This window comes from Shewanella sp. Iso12 (assembly GCF_012030025.1).
In the GTDB taxonomy this organism is placed as follows: Bacteria; Pseudomonadota; Gammaproteobacteria; order Enterobacterales; family Shewanellaceae; genus Shewanella; species Shewanella algae.
Genome location: NZ_JAAUHW010000010.1, coordinates 57667 through 79127, shown reverse-complemented (window position 1 = coordinate 79127; position 21461 = coordinate 57667). Strand labels below are relative to the sequence as shown.

The 21461-nt window shown below is 54.9% G+C and carries 22 protein-coding genes; 13 read left to right on the top strand and 9 right to left on the bottom strand.

Annotation, left to right across the window (positions count from 1 at the left end):
• Positions 1-52: 52 nt before the first annotated feature.
• A complete protein-coding gene (locus HCX89_RS16095; protein ID WP_167716676.1) occupies positions 53-916 on the bottom strand; it encodes a DJ-1/PfpI family protein in 864 nt (287 codons plus the stop codon).
• 222 nt (positions 917-1138) lie between these two features.
• Between HCX89_RS16095 and HCX89_RS16090 the strand changes: the two genes are divergently transcribed.
• Positions 1139-2110, top strand: a complete 972-nt coding sequence (locus HCX89_RS16090) for a GlxA family transcriptional regulator (protein WP_025010792.1) — start codon at positions 1139-1141, stop codon at positions 2108-2110.
• 101 nt (positions 2111-2211) lie between these two features.
• Here HCX89_RS16090 and HCX89_RS16085 read toward each other — a convergent pair whose 3' ends face one another.
• On the bottom strand, positions 2212-3810 hold the full coding sequence (locus HCX89_RS16085) for an AbgT family transporter (RefSeq protein ID WP_028780867.1): 1599 nt from the start codon (positions 3808-3810) through the stop codon (positions 2212-2214).
• Between the two features lie 629 nt (positions 3811-4439).
• On the opposite strand from HCX89_RS16085, the gene HCX89_RS16080 reads away from it, so the two are divergent.
• The 4 genes from HCX89_RS16080 (at position 4440) to HCX89_RS16065 (ending at position 7346) form a co-directional block, all read left to right on the top strand.
• Complete coding sequence (locus tag HCX89_RS16080) at positions 4440-5009, top strand: LemA family protein (RefSeq protein WP_025010793.1); 570 nt, start codon at positions 4440-4442, stop codon at positions 5007-5009.
• Positions 5010-5030: 21 nt separating this feature from the next.
• Positions 5031-6065 carry a DUF3137 domain-containing protein gene (locus tag HCX89_RS23020; protein ID WP_045283957.1) on the top strand — a complete coding sequence of 345 codons (1035 nt, stop codon included), beginning with the start codon at positions 5031-5033 and terminating at the stop codon, positions 6063-6065.
• Positions 6066-6241: 176 nt separating this feature from the next.
• Positions 6242-6889, top strand: coding sequence for a lytic transglycosylase domain-containing protein (locus HCX89_RS16070; protein ID WP_243881728.1), 648 nt, complete (start codon positions 6242-6244; stop codon positions 6887-6889).
• Between the two features lie 25 nt (positions 6890-6914).
• The gene (locus tag HCX89_RS16065; protein WP_144167974.1) at positions 6915-7346 is read left to right on the top strand and encodes a hypothetical protein; all 432 of its coding nucleotides are present in this window, start codon (positions 6915-6917) and stop codon (positions 7344-7346) included.
• A 149-nt stretch (positions 7347-7495) separates the two neighbouring features.
• Here the strand turns inward: HCX89_RS16065 and HCX89_RS16060 are convergent, their stop codons facing one another.
• Positions 7496-8353, bottom strand: a complete 858-nt coding sequence (locus tag HCX89_RS16060; protein ID WP_144167975.1) for a 23S rRNA (adenine(2030)-N(6))-methyltransferase RlmJ — start codon at positions 8351-8353, stop codon at positions 7496-7498.
• A 179-nt stretch (positions 8354-8532) separates the two neighbouring features.
• On the opposite strand from HCX89_RS16060, the gene HCX89_RS16055 reads away from it, so the two are divergent.
• The 4 genes from HCX89_RS16055 to HCX89_RS16040 all read left to right on the top strand — a co-directional run bounded on the left by HCX89_RS16055 (position 8533) and on the right by HCX89_RS16040 (position 12460).
• Positions 8533-9243 carry a class I SAM-dependent methyltransferase gene (locus tag HCX89_RS16055; RefSeq protein WP_174840151.1) on the top strand — a complete coding sequence of 237 codons (711 nt, stop codon included), beginning with the start codon at positions 8533-8535 and terminating at the stop codon, positions 9241-9243.
• Positions 9244-9420: 177 nt separating this feature from the next.
• Positions 9421-11166 (top strand): ankyrin repeat domain-containing protein, encoded by a 1746-nt coding sequence (locus tag HCX89_RS16050; protein WP_167716674.1) that lies wholly within the window; start codon positions 9421-9423, stop codon positions 11164-11166.
• 211 nt (positions 11167-11377) lie between these two features.
• The gene (locus tag HCX89_RS16045) at positions 11378-11905 is read left to right on the top strand and encodes a DUF2937 family protein (RefSeq protein ID WP_240905009.1); all 528 of its coding nucleotides are present in this window, start codon (positions 11378-11380) and stop codon (positions 11903-11905) included.
• 81 nt (positions 11906-11986) lie between these two features.
• The gene (locus HCX89_RS16040) at positions 11987-12460 is read left to right on the top strand and encodes a peroxiredoxin (RefSeq protein ID WP_144128665.1); all 474 of its coding nucleotides are present in this window, start codon (positions 11987-11989) and stop codon (positions 12458-12460) included.
• A 7-nt stretch (positions 12461-12467) separates the two neighbouring features.
• Here HCX89_RS16040 and HCX89_RS16035 read toward each other — a convergent pair whose 3' ends face one another.
• From HCX89_RS16035 to modA, 6 genes are all read right to left on the bottom strand, one after another.
• Positions 12468-14393 carry a methyl-accepting chemotaxis protein gene (locus tag HCX89_RS16035; RefSeq protein WP_109248095.1) on the bottom strand — a complete coding sequence of 642 codons (1926 nt, stop codon included), beginning with the start codon at positions 14391-14393 and terminating at the stop codon, positions 12468-12470.
• Between the two features lie 90 nt (positions 14394-14483).
• Positions 14484-15800: a two-component system sensor histidine kinase EnvZ gene (gene envZ / locus HCX89_RS16030; protein WP_044733425.1), complete on the bottom strand. Its 1317-nt coding sequence runs from the start codon at positions 15798-15800 to the stop codon at positions 14484-14486.
• Positions 15797-16522: a two-component system response regulator OmpR gene (ompR, locus tag HCX89_RS16025; RefSeq protein WP_025010803.1), complete on the bottom strand. Its 726-nt coding sequence runs from the start codon at positions 16520-16522 to the stop codon at positions 15797-15799. Before ompR ends, envZ begins: the two co-directional genes overlap by 4 nt.
• Positions 16523-16657: 135 nt before the next feature.
• Positions 16658-17746 carry a molybdenum ABC transporter ATP-binding protein ModC gene (modC, locus tag HCX89_RS16020; RefSeq protein WP_144128663.1) on the bottom strand — a complete coding sequence of 363 codons (1089 nt, stop codon included), beginning with the start codon at positions 17744-17746 and terminating at the stop codon, positions 16658-16660.
• Complete coding sequence (gene modB, locus HCX89_RS16015; protein WP_028780857.1) at positions 17740-18432, bottom strand: molybdate ABC transporter permease subunit; 693 nt, start codon at positions 18430-18432, stop codon at positions 17740-17742. The genes modC and modB overlap by 7 nt, the downstream gene beginning before the upstream one ends.
• Before the next feature lie 16 nt (positions 18433-18448).
• Entirely contained in the window at positions 18449-19216 is a 768-nt protein-coding gene (gene modA, locus HCX89_RS16010; protein ID WP_167716672.1) for a molybdate ABC transporter substrate-binding protein, read from the bottom strand.
• A gap of 159 nt (positions 19217-19375) precedes the next feature.
• Here modA and HCX89_RS16005 point away from each other — a divergent pair, with 159 nt between their 5' ends.
• The 4 genes from HCX89_RS16005 to HCX89_RS15990 all read left to right on the top strand — a co-directional run bounded on the left by HCX89_RS16005 (position 19376) and on the right by HCX89_RS15990 (position 21457).
• Positions 19376-20161: a TOBE domain-containing protein gene (locus tag HCX89_RS16005; protein ID WP_096142411.1), complete on the top strand. Its 786-nt coding sequence runs from the start codon at positions 19376-19378 to the stop codon at positions 20159-20161.
• 126 nt (positions 20162-20287) lie between these two features.
• Positions 20288-20782, top strand: a complete 495-nt coding sequence (gene greB, locus HCX89_RS16000) for a transcription elongation factor GreB (RefSeq protein WP_167716670.1) — start codon at positions 20288-20290, stop codon at positions 20780-20782.
• A 129-nt stretch (positions 20783-20911) separates the two neighbouring features.
• A complete protein-coding gene (locus tag HCX89_RS15995) occupies positions 20912-21217 on the top strand; it encodes an NINE protein (RefSeq protein ID WP_025010806.1) in 306 nt (101 codons plus the stop codon).
• A 9-nt stretch (positions 21218-21226) separates the two neighbouring features.
• Positions 21227-21457 carry a TM2 domain-containing protein gene (locus HCX89_RS15990; protein ID WP_025010807.1) on the top strand — a complete coding sequence of 77 codons (231 nt, stop codon included), beginning with the start codon at positions 21227-21229 and terminating at the stop codon, positions 21455-21457.
• Positions 21458-21461: the final 4 nt, after the last annotated feature.

The following is a 21461-nucleotide window of genomic DNA, read 5'->3' as shown; positions in this document are numbered from 1 at the left end:
CCATTTTCGTCCTCATTTACAATGCCTTGAAGCTAAACCGTAAAGGCCTGTCTCAGGGATGCTTGATCCCCAAGTTGCTTGCCAGGGCCTGCAGTTGGCTGCGGGAGTTGGGGGCAACCGCTTGCAGGTAATCCATATAACCACCGCGTACCGCTTCCAACAAGGCAGGAGAAGCAAGCTTGGGCGAACCACTGCTAAAAGGGGGGTGGGGATCATATTCAAGCACCAGCTGTTTGCCGCGGGCTGTCTGCTCATCTGTCAGCAGCGACAGCAGCAGCAAGCCAAAATCGATCCCTGAAGTGACCCCGGCGCCTGTGACTCGATTGCGGTCGTGAACCACTCTATCGACTACAGGCTCGGCGCCAAAGTAGCGCAAGTCCTGCAACACGCCCCAATGAGAGGTGGCCTTATATCCCTTGAGCAAACCGGCGGCCCCGAGAATAAATGAGCCGGTACAGACGCTGGTGACCCAGTCTGCCTTGGCGCCGACCCGAGCCACCCAGTCAATCATTTCGGTGCGCTCCAGCTGTGTGTATGGATTACTGGTTCCCGGAACGCAGAGAATGTTTGTCTGCTCAATCTCGGCAAAGGTTGCGGTTGGCATTAACCCCAAACGCTTGTTGGCGCGGCTCTCGGCATAGACCACCTCCTTGTCGTACCAAACAAAGTCCACATCAAACTGTTCACCGGCTAGCACTTCAGCCGGCCCGATGAGATCCAGGGCCGTCATGCCCTCATACAGTACAAAGGCGATATGTGGCTTGCCGCTCGTGCTGGCTTTGGTGCCGGCGGGTAAAGAGTTTGCTGCCGGCCGTTGGCCTGAGGCGCCCGCGGCCAGCACTTGAGGTGCCACGCCGCCCAGAGAGGCTGCGGCCAGCGTTCCCAGGCAGGATAAGGTGAAGTCTCGACGGTTCATAAACGCTCCTTTGAGTCAGAAAGTCCCGTTGAGATTAGTAACCTATTGCAGGCTGCAACAGCCGGTTACCGGCCAATTGCCGCAAGAGTCTGGCCAACTTGGGCAGGCTGTGATCCAGGCAGTCACTTTGGCCACAAGCCGCTGTACAGGGTTTTGAGCTTGAACTAGATTGCCTTGCACACATACGCTATTGGGCCGCCGGAATGGCGCCGGGCAGGAAACATGTCTTCAGCTCTTTCTCAACCTCAGCACAGGATTGTGATTCTGGTACTGAGGGATTTTGTCGCCTTCGATCTCGCCATTCCTTACCAGATGTTTCCTCTGGTTTCCCTGAGCGGCGGCCACAAACCTTACCAGGTAAGCTTTTGCGGCCCGGAGCAATCCATCTGCAGTGGCGCATTGAGCATCTCGGATATCGCCCCGCTTGAGCTGCTGAGTCAAGTGGATACTGTGATAATCCCCGGCATCCGCAATCCCCTGGCATTCAACGAGCCCGAAGTCCTTCAGGCGCTGCAACAAGCCGCGAGGGCCGGAGTACGACTGGCATCTATCTGCACCGGCGCCTGCGTATTGGCCGCCGCAGGCCTGTTGGATAACCTCAGGGCAACTACCCACTGGCAACTGACGCCCGAACTGGCCAAGCGTTATCCCAATATAGAGGTGGAAGAGGACATGCTGTTTGTCGACAACGGCCAGCTATTGACCTCGGCGGGATTGGCCGCGGGCCAGGATCTGTGTCTGCATATGATAGCCAGTGACTTTGGTGCCCAGGCCGCCGAGACCACGGCCGACTTCTTTGTGATGCCGCTCGAGCGTCAGGGTTGTCAGTCGCAAAGAATTCATCGCCAATGGCTGCCGCAGCAGCAACAGCTGGCCAATTTGCAACTCTGGTTGATGGACAATCTGCACCTGCCTTTGACCTTGGCACAACTGGCAGAAAGAGCCTGTTTAAGCCAGCGTAGCCTGAACCGTAAGTTCCGGGAGCAAACCGGACTGGCGCCTATGGCATGGCTGGGGCAGGCGCGGATCCGCCGGGCGCAATCCTTGCTCGAGTCGAGCCATATGTCGGTGGAACTGATTGCCTCCAGCTGCGGTTTTGCCAGTGCCGCCGGTCTGCGAGACGCCTTCAAACGCGCCCTGGGGGTGAGCCCCAGCAACTGGCGCAAGACTTACTCTGGCTTTAGCCGTCCTTAAGCCGCGGCGCCGAATAAAGCCAAAAGATTAAAAAAGGGGCTAGCGTATATCACCTAAGCCCCTTCCCACTAAAATCCTCAGTCATTCACTGTTACAGACCATCAGCCCGCCGGTGAATAGTAGGTAGCCGCACCTGGGCCAACCGGCAGCCCCAGGCCGAATACCCAGAGGAAGAAGAACAGGGTCCAACCGACGAAAAATACCAGCGTGTATGGCAACATGGTAGCCACCAGAGTACCTATCCCCAGGTCCTTCTTGTAGCGCGCGGCGACCGCCAGGATAAGACCAAAATAACTCATCATGGGCGTGATCAGGTTAGTCACTGAGTCACCTATTCGATAGGCCGCCTGAATGGTTTCCGGCGCATAACCCACCAACATCAACATGGGCACAAATATCGGCGCCGTCACCGCCCACTGGGCCGAGGCACTGCCGAGCATCAAGTTGATGAAGCCACACATCATGATAAACAGCAGGAAGACTATCGGCCCGGTCAGCCCCAGGGCACTGAGGGCATCGGCGCCGGTCACCGCCAACACGGCGCCCAGATTGGTCCACTTGAAGAAGGCCACAAACTGCGAGGCGAAAAACACCAATACGATATACATGCCCATGGTGCTCATGCTGTGGGACATGGCGTTGATCACATCGGTATCTTTTTTCATGGTGCCCACCACCTTGCCGTATACCAGCCCAGGAATGGCAAAGCAGACAAAGATAAACACCACGATTCCCTTGAGAAACGGCGAACCGGCCACTTCCCCCGTCTCGGGGTGACGCAGTGGGCCCCACTCGGGAACCACGGTCAAGGCCAAGACTGCGCCGAGCAGCAGCGCCGCCAAACCAGCCATTTTCAGCCCCTTTTTCTCCAGTTCGGTGACGGTTTCCATCCGCTGATCTTCCAAATCGACACTGGCTTCAGAGACATCATAGCGACCGAGCTTGGGTTCAACGATTTTCTCTGTCACCAAGGCGCCGAGGAAAGAGATCACAAAGGTGGAGACAAACATGAAGTACCAGTTGACCTCGGGGCCCACAGTGTAGTCAGGGTCTATCATCTGTGCCGCCGCTTCGGTGATCCCGGATAACAGGGGATCCACGGTTCCCAGCAGGAGGTTGGCACTGTAACCACCGGATACCCCGGCAAAGGCCGCCGCCAACCCCGCCAAGGGATGCCTGCCAAGAGAATGGAAGATCATCGCCGCCATGGGGATCAGCACGACATAACCCAGCTCGGCGGCGGTATTGGAGACGATTCCGGCAAAGACAATAGTCAGGGTAACCAGGCGCTTGGAGGCCCCCATCACCAGCGCCCGCATGCCGGCGGACAAGAGTCCTGAGCGTTCGGCAATCCCTACCCCGAGCAAGGCCACCAATACAGTGCCCAGCGGCGTAAAACCGGTAAAGTTGGTCACCAGGTTGGAGACTATCATCCGCAGCCCTTCGGCATTCATCAGGCTGACCACATGGATCAGGCCATCGGCGCTGCGGCCACTGGCGCCTTCGGGACGAGGGTCCACCACTGTGACTTCAAAATAACCGGCAATGCCGGAGATCAGGATGACGGCTGCGCAAAACAACGCAAATAGTGTGATGGGATGTGGCAAAAGGTTGCCAAGGCGCTCCACCACATTGAGGAAGCGGATAAACCAGCCACTCTTGGCGGTTTCGAGCGGTTGCTGAGAATGATTGGACTGCATCTGATTTCCCTGTCTGCCGGCTCGGCTGCCGGTTCTATTTTCATGGCCGTAACATCTACGACAAGCGGCCGGCCATTTTGCCGTGACACTTTTAACTGAAACTTAACCTGGAAGAATGGCGGGAAATTAGAGGCAAAAAAAAGGACCCAGGGCGGGTCCATAAAGGCAAATTCGCTGAACTAATTCGCTTTGCCCCAACGTTGTGTCATTACAATTTACAATACGCTGTCTGAACCTTGCCTGAACATAATAAAAGCTATTTGTAAATAGTATGATTCAATTTCTTCGCTTTGACGCACGGTAAACAGTTTTCCCATGGCCTATAGCGGCTTCCGACAGACTTGAGTCAAAAACTGCTGTTTTTTTACCACTCAAAAATAGATAAATATTTCAAATGAATCATTTAGATAATGTTTCCATGTACTAAAAACGTACAGTCCAAACCTTTGATTTACAGGATTTTGCTTAAATCTATCTTTAAAGCCATATAAGTTATGGTTTTCATTGACTTGGCAAGACTCGCCGTAAAGGGGCCAGCATAGGTTCAAAATCACAACAAAGATGCATTTGCGGCCATTTTATGGTTAGCTGGCGCAGTTCAGAAAAAACTGCATGGAACTTTAGCAAATATGGATGGATTTTTGTTGATACTGGCGATCGCCGTGATACTGATTTATCTCTGGTATGTCAGCCTGATAAAAAAACGCAACACGGCCCGTGAAGCCCTCTCAGGCATAGATGTCCAGCTCAAGAAAAGGGCCAATCTGCTGCCCAATATTCTCACCATAGCCAAGCGCTTCATGGACCATGAAAAACAGCTGCTGACCGAGATCACCGAATTACGCACGCAACTGACCCAAAGCTACAATCCGGCCGACACAGATGCGGTAAAACAACATCTGGATTTGGCCAACCAGCTCAACAGCCGTGTTGGCCAGTTGATGGTGTCGGTAGAAAACTACCCTGAACTCAAGTCAGACAACACCATGTTGCAGGCGATGCAGACCTATAACGAAGTGGAGGCCCATATTTCTGCGGCTCGGCGTTTCTACAACTCGGCAGTCACTGAACTCAACAATGCGGTGGAAATTTTCCCGGGTTCAATCATAGCTTCCATGGCCAAGGTACAGGCTCTGCCCTTCTATGAGGCGGATGAAAGCGCCAAAAGTCCGGTCAATGCCGGCGACTATTTGAACTGAGACAGAGTAAAAGATTGACCCGTGAATATTATCACCTTCCTGATGGGGGCCAAGATTTCCCCGGTACGCCCGGGAAAAGGCTTACAGGCCCCCAGCGAAGATCTGCCCAAGCTGCAGCAATACTATCGCCAGCATATACAGCCCAAGGCCAGTAAGTATGAAAGACTGAGGATCAAGAGCCTCAAGCAGTGCCGAACTCGGGTAGCCCTGTTTGTACTGACACTTGTGGTGACTCTGCTGCTGGTTTGGCACTATTGGTACGACCTTATGTACTACAGTTCCCTTGGCCCGGAAGCTTCGTTTGCCCTCGCCCTTACCCCGGTTTTGCTGATGTTTTTCTGGTGTAAGAAACCCATCAAGGCGTTTCAAACACAGGTTAAAAAAGATCTGTTCCCGCTGATCTTCCGCTATTTCGGCGACGACTTTACCTTTAGTCCCAACGATGGTTTGCCACTGCGACCATTTCGTGATGCCGGCATTTTGCCCAAGCACGACATAGCACATTCCAGTGATTTTATTACCGGTAGCTATAAACAGGTCGAACTGGGGATCAGTGAATTAGTGCTGAAGTCAGAATATCGGGATAGCAAGAATAAGAAGCGTACCAGCGAGGTATTCAAGGGACTGGCCATGACCTTTACCGTGCCACAAAACTTCGGCTGCCATGCGGTATTGATCCGCGACCGCGGCCTGCTGGGGAAACTCTCTTCCAGCTATTCGGGGCTGAAGCAGATGAAGCTGGAAGATCCCGTGTTTGAAAAAGAGTTCGATGTCTTTGCCGACAATCAGATCAATGGCCGGGTGTTGATGAACCCCTTGTTTATGGAGCGTTTGCTGGACTTGAGCAAGAAGTTCGGCCGGGATCTGCGCTGCGCCTTCCACGGCAGGCAGCTGTTGATCCTGTTTCCCAGTAACAAGGATAGATTCGAGACCGCCTCCATCTTTGAGGGAGCCACCTTCGAAAAGGAGTTCAGCCAGATCCACAGTGAAATGCAGCAACTCTTTGCTATCATTGACATATTGAAACTGGAAACACGGGCGGGTTATCAGGCGTGAAGCACACTTCCGGCCAAGGACTCATCTCTTTGCTACTCTGGCTGCTGAGCTCGGCGCTGCCCTTTGCTGCGCTTGCCGGCACCGAGATACCTATGCCTTCGGAAAAGGCCGCCATGGGTGAAGAGCCCTCAGCCGTAGGAAAAAAGCCCTCAGCTATAAGTAAAGAGCCTTCAGTCATGGGTGAAAAAATTTCAGCTGTAACTAAAGAGCCTTCGACCAAACCCCGTATAGTGGCGCGTTACTCCGAACACGGCATCAGTGACAGCAGTCTGCCGAAGCGTAAAGTCTATCAGTACCGCCAGGCCAACGGCGTGATGGCGTTCAGCGACAAGCCACCCGGCAGCCAGGAATATCAGATCATTCTCTATGATTGTTTCGCCTGCCGACCAGACTCCAAGGTAAACTGGCAGGCAATCCCTCTGTTTGACAGTGACTATGCCGCCGAAATCGCCCTCGCCGCCCAAACTTACAATCTGGATCCTGCGCTAATCCGGGCGGTGATCCACGCCGAGTCGGCCTTCAACGCCAAGGCTCTGTCCCGTACCGGCGCCATGGGGCTGATGCAGTTGATGCCGGATACCGCCAAAGAGCTTGGTGTCAGCAACGCGTTTGTGGTATCACAGAACATTGATGCCGGTAGCCGCTATCTGGCGCAGATGCTGGCCCGTTTCGATGGCGACATGACCCGGGCGCTGGCGGCCTACAATGCCGGCCCTACCACAGTGACCCAATATCGCGGCGTGCCACCCTACCCGGAAACCCGCGCCTATGTGAAACGGGTGAAAATTTTGCTGGAGCGCTACCGCAATTTGAGCCGCGCCTGAGAGGCGCAACAACAAGGAAGTGAAGATGTTTAACCTCAAGTCCCTCGGCTTTTGTGCTTGTCTGCTGATGCCCTTTTCCACCGTAATAGCCTGTGATGACAGCCAACTTGGCCCGGTTCCCGCAACCGCCGAAGCGATAGCGGCAGTAAAGCAAGTCATGCAAAGCCACAAGGGCGAGCTAGACAACAGCATGAACGACGAGGAGATGCTGGATAAGGGCAGCCAACTGACCCGCACCATCTTCTGTGAGGCGGGCTACAGCCTCAAGGCCACTTGGGCCGCCTGGGCTCAGGATCAGTGGAACGAGCAGCCGGCTTACGATGGCCCCAACGGCATGGCACTGCGCAATATGATGAGTATCAGTGCCTATTTGATAGAGACCAATCCGCAGCAGGCGCTGGCGCTAGGGCTCGTAGATGAGGCGACGCTGGCCGAGCTGAAAGCACTGTCGGAATAATTCACCACAGCCGCTTGTCACCACAGTCGCTTAGACGCCGTAAAGGCCACTGTTAACAGGCCGGGCCGTTAGTACACAACTCGGTATCCGACTTAGTACCCAATTAATACCCAGTGACCCGGCCAACAGTTTTTATGATGGAACCAAGCTTACTCGCCCACTTCCCAGGAGACAGTGACGCTGCCGTCACCCTGATTGAGCCTGGGGTGAAGCCAGGCCAGCAGCTCTTCGGCCTGGGTATCCAACTGCCAGGGCGGGTTGATGACCCACAGACCCGCCGCCGTCATACCGAATTCATCCGAGTCAGGCTTGATACTCTGCTCTATCCGTAACTGGCGCCGAATGCCGCTGTCTTTCAGCTTCGTCAGCATGGCTTCAGTCTGGGCCCGATTGACGACCGGATACCAGAGCAGATACACCCCGGTGGCAAACTTGCGATGAGCTTTTATCAGGGTATCGGCCACATCCTGATAGTCACTCTTGAGCTCATAGCTGGGATCCACCAGCACCAGTGCCCGACGCTCCAGTGGCGGCACCGCGGCCAACAGGCCCTGCAGACCGTCGCCGTGAACCAGCTTCACCTGACGGGCACCTTCAAAATACTCCTGCAGCAGTTCGACATCGGTATTATGCAGCTCGTGCAGCAGCATTCTGTCCTGCTCTCTAAGGTGCATATCCACTATCGCCGGAGATCCGGGATACCAGGCCAGCTCATCTGTGGCCTGCTCCTCGTTGCCTTCATTGAAATGGCGTACCGCCTCCAGATAGGCTGTCATCGCCTGCGGCACACTCGTTTCCTGCCAGAGCTTGCCTATACCTTCCAGATATTCCCCTGTCTTTTGGGCGAAATCATCTTCCAGTGCATAGCCACCGGCACCGGCATGGGTATCGATATAAACCAAAGGTTTATCTTTCTTCTGCAACAAGCTCAGCGCCTGCAACAAGATGGAATGTTTGAGCACATCGGCATAGTTGCCGGCATGAAAACCGTGACGGTAGCTGAGCATGAGTTCCCCAATGACTGACGGGTAAATGACCGCGGCATTATAGCTGCTCTGCCTGCGAGTTGCAGCCGAACGTATTCAGTCAGGTTGGCATTTGGCATAATGGCGCCAATTCAGCCAAGGACTCAAACTCAGTGAAGCAGCCAAGCCATAGCATTTATTTTGATACCCGGGAGCCGCGTCTGTGCGCCATTGCCGAGCGCTGGGGCCTGAAGCATTCAGAAGACTCTGTGTTTGCCTTGGGGTTTGAGCAGGAGATGCTGACCCTGTTCAAGCGTGACGAACCCAAGCTTGGCGGTATCTGTGTCGATTTTATCGGCGGCGCCGTGGCCCACAGACGTAAGTTCGGCGGCGGCCGTGGCCAGGCCATAGCCAAGGCGGTCGGTCTCAAGCAAGGCGCCTGCCCCTCAGTGGTAGATGCCACGGCCGGTCTTGGCCGTGACGCCTTTGTGCTGGCAAGCCTTGGCTGCCAAATGACTCTGATTGAACGTAACCCCTTGGTGGCGGCGCTACTGGAAGACGGTCTCAGCCGCGGTTATCAGGACAGCGAAATCGGCCCCTGGATGCAGCAAAGAATGACGCTGCTGCACGACTCCAGTCTGGAGGCGTTGAGCCAGATAAGTCCGCAACCGGATGTGGTCTATCTGGACCCCATGTATCCCCACAGAGACAAGTCGGCATTGGTAAAAAAAGAGATGCGGGTATTTCAGACCCTGGTCGGCGCCGATACCGATGCCGACGGCTTGCTGGCCCCGGCGTTGGCACTGGCGAGCAAGCGGGTAGTGGTCAAACGGCCGGACTACGCCGAAGACCTGGCCGGGGTTAAACCCAGCACTGTTATCGCCACCAAGAAAAACCGCTTCGATGTCTATGTCAAAGCGGCGATGAACTGAGTCGACAAGGAACATAGAGCCGCGCCATTTTGTGGCTCGCCGCATATTTTGCTCCACACTTTTGGGCAAGACTTATCGGATCAGCCCCATAAACAGAGTTCAGGAAATATCACAATGCAGTTAAGGATGATGTTTGTATGTGTTTTGATGGGAATCTTTCTCTTTGGCAAACCAGCTATGGCCGCAAGCGCTAAGCCCGAGACAGCTGCAGCCACAACTGCGGCGCACAAGCTGAACAGTTTGGATGAGGAGGGTCTGTCGCCACTGATGCGAGCTGTATTGGATGGCCAACTGGACTCGGTAAAGCAGCTGATTGCTCAGGGCGCTGACATCAACCTTGAGAACCCTGCCGGCTGGAATGCGCTGTTGATGTCACCCACTCCTGAGATGGCAAAGCTGCTGATTGAGCAAGGCGCCGATATTCACGCCAGCAGTCAAAATGGTTTCAACTCTCTGCTGGTTGCCGCCAAGTTGGGGGATCTGGCCCTTATCTCTTTTCTGCTTGAGAAAAATATCGATATTAACGCCTCAAACCAATATGGCTGGACGGCTCTGATGGTGGCCGTCGAGTTTGGCCATCAGCAGGCGATCTCTTTGCTGCTGGAGAACGGCGCCAACCTCAAACAAAAGAATAACGGCGGCTGGGGGTTACCGGAGATAGCGGCCCACAATAATCATCTGGATATCTTCAAGTCATTATTGAATAAAACCGGCCAGGTGCTCTCCAAGGAATATGCCGAAGAGATTTCCATCATTGCGCTCAAAAACGGTGCCACAGAGATTTTGGATTACCTGGTAAAACAGCAAAGAGTCACCCTTGGCAACAAGGAGCAGATGCTCAAGACGGCCGTATCGGCCGGCAGCCTGGCTTCGGTTAAGTACCTGGTATCCAAGGGCGCCGACATCAATGCCCTACTGGTAATAAATGCCGAGCGCAGCAGTACACCGCTGATGATATCTGCGAATCGGGGCGACCTGGATATAGTTAAGTATCTGTTGGATAAGGGGGCGAAACTCGAGACCCAGGACACAGACGGAGTGACCGCTCTCGCTTACTCCGTGCGAGATGACAACCTAGAGGTTATGCGCTATTTGGTGGCCAAGGGCGCCAATTTAAACGTCAAGGGAAGCTATAAAGAGACCCTGCTGCATCAACTCGTGGGCACAGATGATGCCAAAGTCTTTAATTATCTGGTGGAGAGTGGTGCCGACATTAATCAAACCAACGGCTCTGGCAACAGCCCCTTGTATTACGCAGCTTGGTTTGGCCGGCTGGATTATGTCACTACTCTGGTACGCCACGGCGCCAATATCACCAAACAAGATATTGAGAGAGCCGTTATGAGTAGCCAACTGGAAATAACCAGACAATTACTCGACAACGCGCCGCCAGGCCTTCTCACGGCTGAAACCTTGGTTGAGTTATTGTACTCGGCTGCGGGGAAAGAGAGCGTAGAGATGGTCAAACTCCTGGTTGAAAGAGGCGCCGACATTAACGGGCATTCTGGGAGTCGCCAGGAAACCGCTTTAATGGCGGCATCAATGTACCGACACCTGGACACGGTCAAATACCTTATCGGCATCAATGTCGATGTGAATGCCAGAGATAGTGACGGCCGCCCTGCGTTGATGTACGCCGCCAATCCGATTCAAGGAGCAGGTGAAAAAAGCAATCTTGAGGTGGTAAAGGCCTTGGTTGAGTCAAAGGCTGACTTGACGCTGGTCAGCCACTCGGGGGAAACCATGCTGGAGCAGATGGTGAGAACCAGTGATATCCAGGACTTTAACTATGTTTTGAGCAAGCTCGGTGCTGACATACTTCCGCAAGGCCATAAGGCACTTAAGCGTGCTATCAGCTACCAAAAGCAGGAATTTATTGATTCCCTGTCCCAATATGGGATCAAGCCTCCGGTGGAAAAATAACCCACATCATTGCGCTTGAGGAGGCTCTGCTATGCCAGGCCTATGTTCAGCGGTAGGCACTTGTCAAAACCGCCCGCTTGAGTCAGCATCCATTTTGGTTGCAGCCCTGTGTGCTATGGGCGACACAGATAGAGCGGCAACAAAGCCAGAACCGGTCAGTTAAGATACAGGGCGGCTGCGGCAATCTGGTTTGGCCGGAACTCAGGGAGGCATGATGCTTAGAACCATACGCGACTATCTCAGACTACTGCTGTTCTTTGTGGGGGTGCTGGCGGGGATCCAGCTCCCCGGCTTTGTCGATCAATATGGCAAGAGCCTGCAGGCCCACCTGAGCGAGATCCAAACCCAATTGGCCGGGTTTCAGCGCGATGCCGACCGTTTCTTCGGTGGCGATCTGGATAAACTTATCGCCCACTATGTGACCAACAAAGATCCGGTATTTACCTCCGGCGGCGACAAGCTCAACGCCATGGTAGAACGCCGCTCCGAGTTGCAGCAGGCCTTGGCCGACTTCCGCGAGAGTCTCTACAGCCCCTACCTGCAACTGGCGTTTGCGCCACAGGCGGATATCCGCCGCGAAGTGTGGGACAACTACAGCCACAATATTCTGCTCAAGGGCGATGCCATTGCCATTGGCCTACTCAGTGGCTTGCTGCTCGCAGCCTCGGCCGAACTGCTGCTCAGCTTATGCTGGCTGGCGTTGCGAACGCTGTTTCGGCGCCGGCCGGCTGCCGCCTGATTGCCCCTGTAGAATGTCTGTGTTTGTCCACTCCATTAACGGCTATGATGGTTTGTAATTCCAACTGAAAGGACAAATACCATGATTGCACAAGGTCAAACTCTGCCGGATGCCACTCTGAGCCAACTAGGTAAAGAGGGCATGATCAACCACAAGGTTAAGGAACTGTTTGCCGGCAAGAAGGCCGTGCTATTTGCTGTTCCCGGTGCCTTTACCCCCACCTGCTCCGAGGCTCACCTGCCGGGTTATGTGGTGCTGGCCGATGAACTCAAGGCCAAGGGCGTCGATATCATTGCCTGTGTGTCGGTCAACGATGCCTTTGTGATGAAAGCCTGGGGTGAAACCCAAAACGCCGGTGAGATCATGATGTTGGCCGATGGCGATGGTGCCTTCACCAAGGCGCTGGGGCTGGAAATGGACACTGGCGCCTTCGGAGGCTTACGCTCGCAGCGCTATGCCATGGTGATAGACGATGGCGTGGTTTCTTTGTTGAATGTGGAAGCGCCCAAGACTTTCGAAGTCAGCAAGGCCGAAACCATACTGGCGAGCCTCTAATAGCGACTCAGGCGGCTTTAATGCCGAGATTCTGTTCTATCTCGGCGACACCTGCAGCCACCTGAGAGGCGATTGCCTGCCCCTGCTCTGAGGCGGTGATCGCCTGGCTGCGCAGCTGTTCCATGGCGCTGGAGAAGGATTGCAGATGCGCCAGCTGTGACTGGGCATACTCAGTACCCTGCTGAGTCCCACTCGCCATGGCAAAAGCCTGCTGTCTCACCTCCTGCGCCAGCTGTTTCAGGCTCTCGGCTCTCTGTCTCTGCCTGTCGGTCGCCTCGGCTATGCCATCCATACTCTGCCCCAGACTCTTGTTGGCATTGGTAAGCCGATTGAGAATGGCACCTATCTCATCGAGCGAGCTCTGGGTGCGACTGGAAAGGCTGCGCACCTCATCGGCCACCACGGCAAAGCCTCGCCCCTGCTCACCGGCACGGGCGGCTTCTATGGCGGCATTGAGCGCCAACAGATTAGTCTGCCCGGCGATATTGCCTATCACGTCGATGATTCCCGCCACAGCCGCCACTGAATCATCCAGACTGGCAAGCGCTTGATGACACTCGGCAACGGCGGTGCGGGTTGAATCTGTGGCCTCCAGCATCTGCTGCGCTTCGAGTTCACTCTGGTGCATCTGTTCGGCGGTATTGCCGGCACGGGTGGCCAGCGAAGCTGAGCTGTCACTCACCAGTCCGGCCAATTCACTGAGCTCCAGCGTTTGCTGCCGAGCCTGATCCACCACTTGTTGGGTCTCACGGGTACTACCGGCCATTTCACTGATTTTTTGCACCAGGGCCGATAGGCTTTGGGAGATACGCGCCAATTGCTGCCGCTGCTGTTCATCCTCTGACTCGAAACGATTCAGCAGAGCATTAAAATGGGCGGCTATCTGGCCGGTTTCACAGCGACGACTGATATTGAGGCGCTCGCGGGTATTGGACTCACTCAGCTGACTGAAGGCGGTGTTGAGCAGCTGCAACGGCTTCACCACCCTGAGCTGCTGCAAAATCAAATAAGCCACGGCAAATAAGGCCAGCACCCCCAAAGCCAGATAGAGCCAAAGCTGCAGCTCGTGTTTGAGCTTGTCGGTACGCCGTTGCTGCTCAGCGGCCATGGTCAGCAAGTTCTGCTGCAACTTGTGCATATCGGCGCGCAGCGCATCCTGCATCTGACGGTTATCCAACAGTTGCTGCTCGGTATTGGTCACTTCCTTGGCGTAGCGACTGCTGAGACTCAGAAGTTCGGCGCGGTAGCTCTCGCCTATCTCCTCGCGCTCGGGTTCATCGTCACCCAGGGCAAATTCATCGGCCTCTACTGTGCGATAGAGACCAAGTAGTGGCAAGGCGCTGAGTCTGTCATGCCAGTCGGCCAACTGGGTTATGGTGCTGTCGAGGTAAGGCTTGAGTCTTTGCTCCCGTCCGAGCAGGTAATCCTGGGTCAGCTGTGACAACTGGTAAACCAGCGGCGGAAGCTCCCGACTGAGCTGCAGGTATTCATGCGCCACTTGCGGCGCCGTTGCCAGCCCTTGATCGCCGTAATCCGCCAGGCGCTTGTTGTTGTCCAACATTTCGGTTTCGGCATGGGCCAACAGCTGCCTGGGATTTCCGGCCAACTTGCCGGCGGCGCGGTATTTGCCATCCAGAGCCGTCACCAATTGCGCCAGCTCCTGTGCCAGCTGTGAATCTACCGGCAAACGGTCATGAATATCATTGAGCTGGGCTCTGGCCTGCTCCAATCGCCCGGCATCGCCACTGGCGAGATACTTATCCAGATTGGCACGGATATCCACCAAAAATTCTTGCTGCAAGCCTTGCAGCGTCTGGCTCTGCAGTTCTGCCTCTTGTCTCTGTTCACTGCTCCAGAGCACCAGTGAGGCGAGCAAGGCCGCCAACAAGAGCAACAACGCCGAAGCGCCGAGAGAAAGGGTGGAAATCTTCATGGCAAACTGCGCCCAATTGATTGAACTGAGAGCAGTTTATGACTGGAGCATGACAGTTGAATGACAATCGGCCATAAAGCGTATGGCGTGTTAATCTCTTGGCAACCACACCTGAGCGTGCAGCCCACCCTGAGGGCGATTGCTGAGAATGACCTTGCCCTGATGCCTGTCTATGATGCGTTTGATGATCGCCAGTCCCAACCCTGAGCCGACGCTGCCGCGGGCACTGTCACCTTGGGTAAAGGGCTGGAACAGCTTGGGGATCTGGCTCTCGGCAATACCCGGGCCATTGTCTTCCACACTAAAACCTATGCGGTGTTTTTCCACTTGGGAAGCGATACGGATCCAGCCGCGGCCATAGCGGAAGGCGTTTTCCACCAGATTGCCGATCACCCGCTTGATGGCCAGGCTCTGCATCGGCACTTCGGGGCACTCGGCCAGTACCAGCTCTATTTCACCGACTCTGTTGCTCTCGGCCTGGGCCACTTCGCGGATTAAACGGTTGATCTGTTCCGGCTCGCGAATGCTCTCCTGATCCTGGCGGATATAGGCGATAAACTGATTGATGATGGCATCCATGTCTTCAATGTCTTTGACTATGCCCTCCTGCAGGTAGGCATCGTCGTCCACCATCATCTCGGAAGCCAGACGAATTCGGGTCAGGGGCGTTCGCAGGTCATGGGAGATGCCCGCCATCAGCAGCGCCCTGTCCTGCTCCAGCTGTTTCATACTCTGGGACATACGGTTAAAGGCATTGGTCACTTCGACGAGCTCACTGGAGCCGGTCAACGGCAGCGGGTCAGGGAAATTGCCTCTGGAAACTGAGATAGCCGCCTTTTGCAGCCGCCTCAGCGGCCGGTTCTGTTGCCGGGCAAACCACCAGCCACCGGCGACACTCAAGGCGCCTATCACCAACAGATAGAGGTTAAGGGGCGACAGGGCATTTTCGTTCCAGCCATTGAGGGGAACCTTGATCCAGATGGAGGGAGCCTGAGGCGGGCGGATCCAGATCTGCAGCAGATTGCTCTGTGCAATACGCACTTCGGCCGGGCCACCGAGATATTCCGACATCTGGGCTGAGAGGAAACCATAGTAGGTCGCCCGCTCGATACCGGCTTCCCTGGCCTGTTTCTGGTTGTAGACATGCATGCCATCGTCGCGCACCTTGGCATTGAGGGCGTCCACTATGGTGAGGTGTTCACGGCCCACCTCGACCCCATCGACAAACAACAGATTGATCTGGCGGGCGATAAGCTGGTTGATCTGCTGATAACTGGGCTTAATGAAATAAACTGTCACAGTCAAATAGGAGACCAGCTGATTGATCAGCAACAGGCAGCCTATCAGCATTACCGTTTGGCTGAAGGCACTCCTGGGCAACAGGCGTTGCCACCAGCGCAGCTTCATTTACGGGCGGCACCATCTGGCACAAACACGTACCCCAGTCCCCAAACCGTTTGGATATAGCGCGGGTTGGCGGGATCCTTTTCAATCAGCCGCCTAAGCCGGGAAACCTGAACGTCGATAGAGCGCTCCAACGCCGAATAGTCGCGGCCACGGGCCAGATTCATCAGCTTGTCGCGGGACAAGGGCTCCCTGGGGTGGGTCACCAACACCTTGAGCACGGCAAATTCACCACTGGTGAGGGCGATGGACTCTTCATTGTGGTACATCTCGCGGGTAGCCAGGTTGAGGCTGAACTCGCCGAAACTGACCATCTCTTCCTGCTGCGAAGGCGCGCCGGGGATCTCCTGCACCTGACGGCGCATTACCGCCTTGATACGTGCCAGTAATTCTCTGGGGTTGAAGGGTTTTGGCAGATAGTCATCGGCGCCAAGCTCCAGGCCTATGATGCGGTCGACTTCATCGCCCTTGGCGGTCAGCATCACTATCGGCAGTGGGTTGCCCTGTTGTCGCAGGCGGCGACAGATGGACAGGCCATCTTCTCCCGGCAACATAAGGTCAAGCACCAGCAGGTGAAAGTTCTCCCGCTCCAGCAAGCGATCCATCTGCTCGGCATTGGCGGCGCTGCGTACCTGATAGCCTTGTTCCATCAGATAGCGCTCCAGCAAGGCCCGCAGCCTCATATCATCATCGACAACCAGAATCTTGGAGGTTTCTTGTCCCATGGGCTATTCCTCGAGTGCCAAGCCTGAAACTTGCACAATAGTATCTGAAAAAGTGGCCAAATATCTTAAATTTAGCCATTTTGATACCAAAAATCACCCGAGACTTTGTAACAGTAGTTGATCTTCTGTTGCACCTCAGTGAGAACGGGCCAAATCGGCGGCCGTGAGGCTGACCCCTTTGATCTGGGCGAAGAGCGACATGCCGGGCTTCAACGCCAGCTCCTCAAGGGCCCAGCGGGTAATATTGGCCCACAGCGGCATACCCGCCAGCCTCAGTCTTAGCTGCACATAGTCGCGGCTGTCGACCCGGCTCACCTCTTCCAGGGTTACCGGCAGGATGTTGCGAATACTACTGCCGCTCGGCACCTGCAGGCACACAGAGACCTGGTTGCTGTGAACCCGCACCCGTATCGGCTTATCCTGTTTGGGTAACAGTTCATTGACCCACAAGCTGTTGCCATCGGCGAGTTGCAAACGTGTCATGGCATATTCGGGATGACTCTCGGCCACAGTGGCATGCAGCAAGGAGCTTTGTTCCTGGGCACTGAGCCAGGGTCTCAGCTCGTCACTGTCCCACACCTGTTCCAGCGGGCCACTGAGGACACAGCGGCCCTTGTCCAGCACCAGCATCTGATCCGCCAGTTGCAGGATCTCATCCAGACTGTGGCTGACATAGATAATCGGCAGCTTAAGTTCGGCGGTGAGCCTCTGTAAGTAGGGCAACAGCTCGCGCTTGCGCGGCAAGTCGAGCGATGCCAGCGGTTCATCCATCAAAAGGATCTCTGGGCGGGTCAGCAAGGCCCGGCCTATGGCGACCCGCTGCTTTTCCCCGCCGGAAAGAGTGAAGGGAAAACGGTCGAGCAGTTTCTCCAGCCCCAAGAGTTGTACCACGGTATCAAACTCGCGACTGTCTTTATCCTTGCGGCCATAGTTGAGATTGCCGCGCACCCGATAGTGGGGAAACAACCTGGCATCCTGAAACACAAAGCCGGCGTTACGCCGCTCAGGCGGCAGATTGATCTTCTTCTCTTTATGAAACAGCCAGCGCTCTCCCAAGCGGATCTCACCGGCATCCGGCGTTGCCAAACCGCCGAGAATATTGACCAGCGAGGTCTTGCCGGCGCCCGAGCGGCCAAAGACGGCGCTGACCCCGGAGAGGGGTAATTCTGTGTCAACATCCAGCAGGGTTTGCCCCAGCTGTTGCCTGATAGCGATTTTCAGCATTGTCCCAGCGTCCTCTGTTGCGCCCGCTTGCTGAGCCATTGGGAAGCGATCAGCGAGGCCAGTGAAATCAATATCGCAATCACACACAGCCTGGCGGCCTCGGCCTCGGCGCCCGGGGTCTCGATAAAGGAGTACATGGCCAAGGGAATGGTGCGGGTTTCACCTGGTATATTGGAAACAAAGGTAATGGTGGAACCGAACTCCCCGAGGCTGCGGGCAAAGGCCAGCACCATGCCCGAGACTATGCCGGGTGCGGTCAGCGGCAAGCTAATGGTGAAGAAGACCTTGAGCCGGCCGGCGCCCAAGGTGCGCGCCGCCTGCTCCAGACGCACATCCACCCCTTCGAGCGCCTGACGAATGGCACGAACCATTAACGGGAATGACACCACCGCAGCTGCCAGTGCGGCGCCGCGCCAGCTGAAACTAAAGCTGAAGCCAAAAGTGTCATAGAGCCAGCCACCGAGAAAACCGCTGCGGCCCATGGAGACCAGCAACAAATACCCTATGACCACAGGTGGCAGCACCAGTGGCAGATGGATCAGGCTATCGAGCACAGACTTGCCGGGGAACTCCAGCCGCGCCAGCACCCAGGCACACAAAATGCCGAGCGGCAGGCTGCAGAGCACGGCCACAGTGGACACCTTGAGACTGAGCAGCAAGGCGGCCACTTCATAGTCGGTCAACAAGCTCAAAGTCAGGATCTCAGTTTACGCCGAAGCCGTATTTGGCAAATACCGCCTTGGCAGCGTCGGACTGCAGGAATTGATAGAAACCTTCGGCGCCTTTGCTGCGCTCTTTACCCACCAGCGCCATGGGATAGCTGATTGGTTTGTGAGTCTCTTGGGGGAATACCGCCAGCTGTTTTACCCCTTTGGCCACTTTGGCATCTGTGGAATAGACAATCCCCAGAGATGACTCGCCACGTTCGACCAACGCCAAGGCGCCGCGAACACTATTGGCTCTGGCAAGCAGAGGTTCGGCCTGTTGCCACAAAGCTAAATTTTCCAGCGCTTGCTTGGCATAGCGACCGGCCGGCACATGATCAGGATCGCCAACCGCCATCCGGCTGTTACCCAATGCCTGTTTGAGATCCCAGGAAGCCGAGATTTCAACCTGGTTCAGCGCACTGCTTTTCGGCGCAATCAGCACCAGCGTGTTACGCAGCAGAGTAACCCGGCTGCCGGCGTCGATGGCCTTGTTTTCATCGAGATAGTCCATCCATTTCTGGTTGGCCGACAGAAACAGCTCGGCGGGCGCACCTTGGGCAATCTGGCGTGCCAGCGTCGAAGAGGAAGCAAAAGAGAACACGGTTTCAGTGTCATGCTTGCGGTCATATTCGGCGCCCAGTTCATTCATGGCATTGGTGAGTGAGGCGGCGGCAAAAACGGTAACTTTTTCCTTGGCACTGACGTTAAAGGCCAACAACAGCCCCAGAGCCAGGCTCAGGGCAGGACGGAACAGGGACTTCATAACGACTCCTTGATGAGATATATGCACTATTTGACACTGCCAACGTTATATACATAGTTATATAACGATAAGCAAGCCTGTGATCGTCAGTGAGTGATCCCTGTGGTCTTTATCAGCGCAATAAGGGAGAATAACCCCGACACTGATAAGGAATATGCCATGGATCTCAAAGCCCTGTTGACTCTCAACAATGCCGATAAACTGTTTGCCAATCCCAAACGAATTGCGCTGTTGAAGCAGATACGCATTACCGGCTCCATCAGCCAGGGAGCCAAACAGGCGGGCATCAGTTACAAGGCGGCCTGGGATGCGGTCAACGACATGAATCTGCAAGCCCCTCAGCCAGTGATCAGCAGTGAAAAGGGTGGTAAAGGCGGTGGCGGCGCCAAGTTGACCGAGTTTGGTGAGCGTCTGCTGAAGCTCTACGAACTGATGGATCAGATGCAGGACATGGTGCTCAAGGCGCTGTTGGATGCGGCCGTTCCCATGGATAACCTGCTGGATCTGATGGCACACTTCTCGCTCAAGACCAGCGCCCGCAATCAACTGGCCGGTGAAGTTATTGCGCTCAAGGATGATTCTCTCAATGACAATGTCAGGGTCAAGTTGGCCGGTGGACAGGAGATAGATGCCGCCATCACCCATGCCAGCACTGACAAACTGGGGTTGCATATCGGCAAGAAGGTATTGCTGCTGTTCAAGGCTCCCGCCGTCAGCATCCACTCGCTGCAGCAGCCCCTCAGCAGTGGCAACCGCCTCAAAGGCCAGTTGTTGCAAATCAAACGCGATACCCAGCGCAGCGAAATTACCCTGGATATCGGCGGCAACGACCGCCTCTACGCTTCGGTATGTAACGACAGCATTGAGGGCTTGCCATTGGCTCTGGGCGATCATCTACAAGCCTGCTTCGAGCCGGGGCAGACACTCATCGCCTGTGTTAAATGACAAACAAAGGCATCCTGTTTATCCCATTGGCAAGAAGGCGCACTTGCAAGCACGCCTGAGTTCTGTAAATCTTCTGCATTATTGGCATCGGCGCCTGGCGCCATCAGCAGTTGACCGAATAAATCGATGAAAGCCCATTTGATTACCCGTAAGGGCTGGGAAGCCCTGGATAAAGAACTCAAATATCTGTGGAAGGAATACCGCCCCGAGATAACCCTAAAAGTGCAAGAGGCCGCGGCCCAGGGCGATCGCTCCGAAAACGCAGATTACACCTACAACAAACGCTTGTTGCGGCAGATAGATCGCCGAATCCGCTATCTGGTTAAACGCTTGGAAGAGTTGAAGATTGTTGACTACTCACCGCAGCAGGAAGGAAAGGTGTTCTTCGGTGCTTGGGTCGAACTGGAAAATGACCAGGGCACTGTGGTGCGCTACCGGATTGTCGGCAAGGACGAGATAGACACCAAGAAAGGCTATATCACTATAGATTCCCCTATGGCCAGGGCCCTCATAGGTAAACAGGTTGACGATGAAGTTCAGGTGCAAACGCCATCAGGGGTCAAAGAGTGGTACATCAATGTGATCCAATACCAAGTGTTTGAAACAGAAACGCCAGAATAATCTCAATTTAACATTTTGTTATTGATAAAAATCCCTTGAAAAGGGTAGACTCCACCTGTTTGGCTCGAAGATGTGCAGGGAGATGCCTGCCGGGCCAGATTATTCAGCTTTCAACAAAGGAACAAGGAAGTGCAGACTCTCAGCAAATCCGATAAGAGTTATGGCGTAGCCGTGTGTCTTTCAGGCATTTTCGGCATCTTGGGCATACATCACTTTTACTGTGGCCGTATACTCCATGGCCTGTTCGATCTCGGTCTGGCAATAGTAGGTATTACGCTTATTTCAACCGACGAACCTACGTTGGTATTCACTGGAATGGCGGTACTTGCAGTCGATATTATCCACACTGTGATAGTCACTTTTATGTTACTGGTGGGAAGCTACAAAGATGGGCAGGGTAAGCTGATCACTTACCCGGGACAAAAGTTAACTTAAGGACAAACAATGACAATCGAAAATGAGCAACTGAGCGACAAGGGTTTCGTTCCTACTCTGCTGCTGTGCTTCTTCCTGGGTGGCTTCGGCGTACACCGTTTTTACACCGGCAAAATCGGCACCGGTCTGCTGATGTTGGTGACTCTGGGTGGCCTGGGTATCTGGACTCTGATCGACTTCGTTCGTATCGCCATCGGTAGTTTCCGTGACTCCGAAGGCCGACTGATCAAGTCAGCCTGATCCC